This is a genomic window from Kitasatospora putterlickiae (assembly GCF_039527695.1).
GTDB classification, from domain to species: Bacteria; Actinomycetota; Actinomycetes; order Streptomycetales; family Streptomycetaceae; genus Kitasatospora; species Kitasatospora putterlickiae.
Genome location: NZ_BAAAKJ010000572.1, coordinates 1 through 5,387, shown reverse-complemented (window position 1 = coordinate 5,387; position 5,387 = coordinate 1). Strand labels below are relative to the sequence as shown.

Here is a 5,387-nt window from a genome sequence, read left to right as displayed (position 1 = left end):
CCTTGGCGGTGGTCTCCAGGTCGAGGGTGGAGCCGATGTGGGCGCTGGCCTCGTTGAGCAGTGCGAGGTTGCGGCGGACGCCGTCGGCCTCGCGTTCGGCGACGTGCCGGCTGGTGACGTCGGAGACCTGTCCGGCGACGCCGATGGGCTGGCCGGCCGCGCCGTTGAGGCGGTAGAGCGAGACGGCCCAAAGCCGGTTGGGGACGGCGGCGTGGAAGCGCAGGTCGAAGACGGGTTCGCCGCTGGCGAGGACCTTGCGCAGGGCGGCGGTGAGCCGGTCGGCCTCGGTTTCAGGGAAGATGTCGTGCGGGGTGAGGCCCTCCAGGTCGGTGGGGGCGAGGGCCATCCCGGAGGCGAAGGCGTTGTTGACGCGCTGGAGGCGGAGCCGGTTGTCGAAGAGGATGAAGCCGGTCGGGGTCTGGCCGAAGACCGCCTCCGAAGCGGCCAGTTCCGCCAGCGTCAGGTTGGGCTCACCCAGGCCGACGATGGTTTCGGCGGCGCCGGATTCCGCTTCCGGTATCCGGTTGTCCGCGTTGTCCGGCGCGGGGACGGACAACGCGGACAACATGTCATCGGCGGGTTCGAGTCCAAGATTCTCGCGTGCCTCCTGTGTGAGCTGCTCGTTCTCGTCGTTGACGGCGCTTGCTGTTGCCAGCGCCCTGGCAATGTCGTCGAGCTCGGGATCCTGCGTGGCAGGGATCGGGTCCCACCGAGTGGGCTCCGATGGCGTGGGCAGGCTCGCGTCTTGCGGTTCCCCACGCAGTCGGTCAAGTTTGTGCTGCAGGGCGTCGGCGCGTCGAAGGGCAACATCCTTGAGCTGGAGGGCTTCCTGCTGTTCGATCTCAGCGCGTGCTCGTTCCTCACGTGCCTTCTCCAGCAGGTTGGATGTGGTGGCGAGCTTGCGATGAACGTCTTCCTGTGTGGGGAGGTTCGATGCGCTGAAGCGAAGCCGGTCCGACTCCCGCTGCAGTTCGCGGTACTTCTCGTTCAGATGGTTCACCATGTGTAACAACATCAAGACCAGTTGATTGCTCTGAGCTAGTGCCTGATTGCTTCTAAGCAGCGCATCCTGGGCTTGCATCAATTTGTTCTGTACGTCGATGGTGTGTTGCTGGTTGCGCACGAGCAGGGCGTGGGAACTGTCGGACGTGGCAGAGCCGGTAGGGGTCTGGGCGTCCTCGACCTGCTTCAATACCGCGAGGGCCTGCTTTAGACGTCGGGCCTGTACCTGCTCGTTTGGTGTGCACACCTCGACGATTGCGCCGACGAAGTCCCGATCGAGAGCCTTCCCTCTCAGACGCTCACCAATTGCGCTCCGCCGTGGCGCAGGCCGACCGCCGAACTGCTCGGGCGTGAAGGAATGTGCAATCGCGTCCAACGTCAGCCCGGACTCGTTCACCCATGCCTGCAGTAGCGCGACCAAGGCAGCTGTGTTGGGATCGAGACCGGGCAGCGGCGCGCGCCTCCTCCCGCCAGCGTTCCGCAGCCGCTCCGCTGTAGCTGGAGTCTTCTCGTTCATGGAGTCCGTTTCGTCTTGTCCGTCGTTGTCCGTCGGACAAGCGGACGGGCTGGCTACTGGTCCTGGCCCTGAGGCATCGTCGGAATCCGCGCCGCTGGTCGTCAGCGGCATCGGGCGGCCGACGACCTCTGGCTGAAAGGCGGCCCGACTGTTGAACACCCAGATTGGGGAATTCTTGATGTTCGATCAGATCCCGGTGGTTCACCTTCTGCAGGGCCGGCCTGCCTTTCTGGCCATTGTGGTGACCGGCGTGCTACTGATCTGCAGCGCACATGCCCCCCTGTGGCTGTGAGTGATCCGGTGGTGGCATAGGAACTCTACGCGGACTGGAGCCACTGATGCACAGTCCTACGGAGACTCCGGCGGCACCAGTTGCTGCAATAAGCGGTTCGCGAGGACCTGAGAACTAAGTCGTGACAGCCAGGCATGAGCGCCTATCGGTGAGGGAGCGAAGACCGAGGTGGGCAAGGTGGTATCGCGTGGCGGGGGCAACAGTGAGGCACGGTGGCGTCGCGGTCGGCGAGGTGAACGTACGGTCTGCACAGGGGCCCTGGGATGGCGGGACCCGGGACAGATGGCCGGTGCCGTCCTGGCCGCTGCAGGGGCGGGTCTTCTGGTTGAAGTAGTGCGAACCTTGATTACCCACCTGGAGGTCAGCTGGCATTAGGGCTAAGGTCACGGCTTCCAGGGGATCGGCGTCGCAGACGCCGATCCCCATCTTGCATGCGCGAGTACCAGCAGCACCCGGGTCTGCCTACGCCCACTCGACGCCGTGCTCGGCGAGCTGCGTGAGCTGCCCGGGTGTGAGCTTGGTCCGGCGGGCTTTCTGGTTGTTGAGCCAGGTGCCCAGGGCGAAGTGGGACACGACCACCTGGTCTTCACCTTCGGGGCCGGCTTCCACGGTCTCGACCGGTTCCTTGTGTGGGCGGGGGACCCGGGGGTGCCGTTCCCGCTCGACGAACTGGGCGAGCGCGGCCAGGCCCTGGGCGAACCGGTCCGCGCGGGACAGCTTCGGCTTCGCCTCGGCGGCGGCCTTCGCGGCCACCAGCTCGGGGTCGGCCTCGATGCCGATCGCCGACAGCAGGTCCCGCTGGTCCTCCTCCAGGTCCGGCCAGCCGGCCCGCTGCGCCTGCACCCAGCGGCCGAGCTGCTCGCCCTCGTAGACGGTGTCCAGGGGCAGGGAGGTCCAGTCGACCTGGCCGTCGGTGTCGAGCCACCACATCCGGGCGGTGGCGTAGGCGCGCTGCCAGGTCACCGGCCAGGTGGGGCACCACCACGGGTCGATCTCCTCCAGCGCCCGCCGCCGCTCCGGCGCCAGCGCCCCCGGCTCCCCGGCCGGGACCTGCGCCGCGGCCCGCAACTCGGAGAGCCACGTGCCGATGGCGTAGCCGCCGACCGAGGCCCGCGCCGGCGCCGCCAGGCTCCCGCCGTGGCCCTTCGCCCACACCCGCGCCCAGTCCAACCCGGCCTCGAAGCGGGCGTCGCTCACGGACCAGATCATGCCGAGCGCGTCCAGCATCTCCACCCGGTATGGCGCCAGCTCACCATTCGCATTCTCGCCACGCCGGTCCGACAGCCACTTTCCCAGCGGGTAATTCCCGTTTTCCCCGACCAGCGCGGAATAGGGGACGTCAAGCCCGCCGGTCTCCTCGAACCACCGCCGCGCGTGACCGATCCCCTCACGCCACAACTGCGTCTCACCGACCAGCACCCTGGAGGCGATGAACAGGGCGAGCACGTTCTCGTCCACCGGAGCCTGGAACCGCACCGGCAGCGTGAACGCCGACCCGCCACCCGCACCGACCATGCTCTCACCAGGGCCGGAAGCAGCCTCAGCGCTGTGCCCCTTGGTCCGCTTGCCGGACCTCTGCGGCACCGCGAGGGCCTCGACCACCTTGGCGTCGTGGCTCCGCAAAGCGGTCAGGATTTTGACCAGCGGGCCGTAGGAGTCCGACTCCAGAATGTCTCCGGGTTCCTCGCCGGGCTTGAGGAAGACCGGCACGATGAGGCTGGCGGTCTTTCCCTCCCCGGGCTGCATGCGCAGGGCCCGGCCGATGGCCTGGACGATATCCACCATGCTGCCCCTGCCCTGCAGAAGAACCGAGTCCGCATTCGGGATATCGACACCCTCGCCCAGGACCTTGCACTGGGACACGATCCGATGCTTCAGGCCGTCGTCCTCCTCGCCCTTCCCGAAGTCCCCGATGACCTCCTTGCGGAAATCCACCTCGTGCTCACCGGAGAGCCACTGAGCCCAGAACTCCGGCGGGTATTTCTGCGGGTTCTCGAAATGCAGCTTCTCGACCGTCTGGTTCAGCGTCTCGGAGAAGTAGCGGGCCTCGATCGTGCGGCTGTGGAAGGTGATGCACCGCTCCAGCCCCCGCTCGACCACGGTCTTGACCAGCCCGGCCTGGATCGCCGCGATCCGCGCGGCCGGCACCTCGTCCTCGCTCCCGTCCTCCGCCTCACCGACCCCCGGACCCCACGGCACGCCCTGCGCCTCGGCCGCGGCCCGGTCACCGAGCGGGTCCCGCAGCTCCAGGACCACGATCTCGAACGGCGCCAGCAACTTCCTGTCGATCGCCTCCGCCAGGCCCAGGGAGTACACGTGCGGCCCGAAGACACGCTGGTCGTCCATCGACACTGCCAACTCCTCCGGCAGCGGCTGGTAGGCCCCCTCACGGCCCTTCACCGGGCGCTTGGGCGGCGCCCAGATCCGGGGGGTCGCCGTCATGTAGAGCCGGCGCTCCGCCGGGATCGCGCCCTGGTCGTGCACCACGGTCCAGGTCTTCTCGACACTGCCCGAGGAGCGGTGCGCCTCGTCGCAGACCATCAGCCCGAGCGGGGGCAGCACCTCGCCCTGGCGCTCGGCCCAGTACTCGTAGGCGTCCTTCACCGCCCCGACCGAGGTGTAGGTGGCGAACAGGGTGGTCGGCCGGCAGTGCCTCGCGGCGTGCTCCAGCCACCTGCCGATCATCAGCGGACTGGTGCTCGCCATCACCCCGAACGGCAACTCCCTGTCGACCAGCGAGCAGATGGCGTGCATGTCCCCGGAACGCCCGGCCACCCGCCAGGCGCCGACCATCTGCACCAGCAGGTCCAGGGTCGGAACGACCACCAGGACCACGCCGCGGGGCACCAGCTTCTGGCTGGCCGCCGCCCCGACGTACGACTTCCCGGAGCCGGTAGCCATCTGCACCGTCACCCGAAGCCCGTTCGGCACCGCCTGCCCCGGACGGGGCGTCAGGCCCCGCACGATGGCCTCCAGCGCCTCCTCCTGGTGCCCGCGCAGCGAGATGCCGGCGGCCAACTGAGCGGCCTTCAGGCCAGGCTGTACGACGTTCACGAAGACGTGTCTCCCCTCACCCATTCCCGGACCCACACCAGGGATCACACGGGAAATGCTGACAGTGCCCTACTGATACATTCGAAGGACCGTCCCGAGAATCGGGGCGACCGGAAAAGCGCGCGACAGAAGCGACTATCCGGCAGGATATCAGTCCCCGGTCGCGAATTCCCGCGAACACCCGAAGAACATGGGGCCGGACCCCGCTCACGGCAGGAACACCTGACGCCCTGAGATTGATACACTGGAGACCGTTGCTCACCCTCCGAGGGTAGCGCACCCCGACCCGCCGCGAGGCCGAAACAGAGGTCTAGACCGTGGACTAGACCAATCTGGCGGGAGTGAAGCCGACCCGCACGCGCCCGCGGCGCGCCACCCTTTCCCCAGTCAGCCTGTCGTAAAGTCAGCAAAAAGCCGAGTTCAAGCCGATGATCCCACCTCAGCCACTGGGCCTCACGGAGCGAAGCGGAGTGAGGCCGGCCAAGGCGCGAAGCGCCGGGCCCAACCCCGCGGGGGGCCGGG

At 67.9% G+C, this 5,387-nt stretch carries 2 protein-coding genes; both read right to left on the bottom strand.

Going from position 1 to position 5,387, the window contains the following annotated elements; all coding sequences use genetic code 11:
• On the bottom strand, positions 1 to 1,519 hold a 1,519-nt coding region (locus ABD308_RS39485; RefSeq protein WP_344345979.1), incomplete at its 3' end, for a PAS domain-containing protein.
• A 754-nt stretch (positions 1,520 to 2,273) separates the two neighbouring features.
• Positions 2,274 to 4,865 (bottom strand): DEAD/DEAH box helicase, encoded by a 2,592-nt coding sequence (locus ABD308_RS39480; RefSeq protein ID WP_344345977.1) that lies wholly within the window; start codon positions 4,863 to 4,865, stop codon positions 2,274 to 2,276.
• Positions 4,866 to 5,387: the final 522 nt, after the last annotated feature.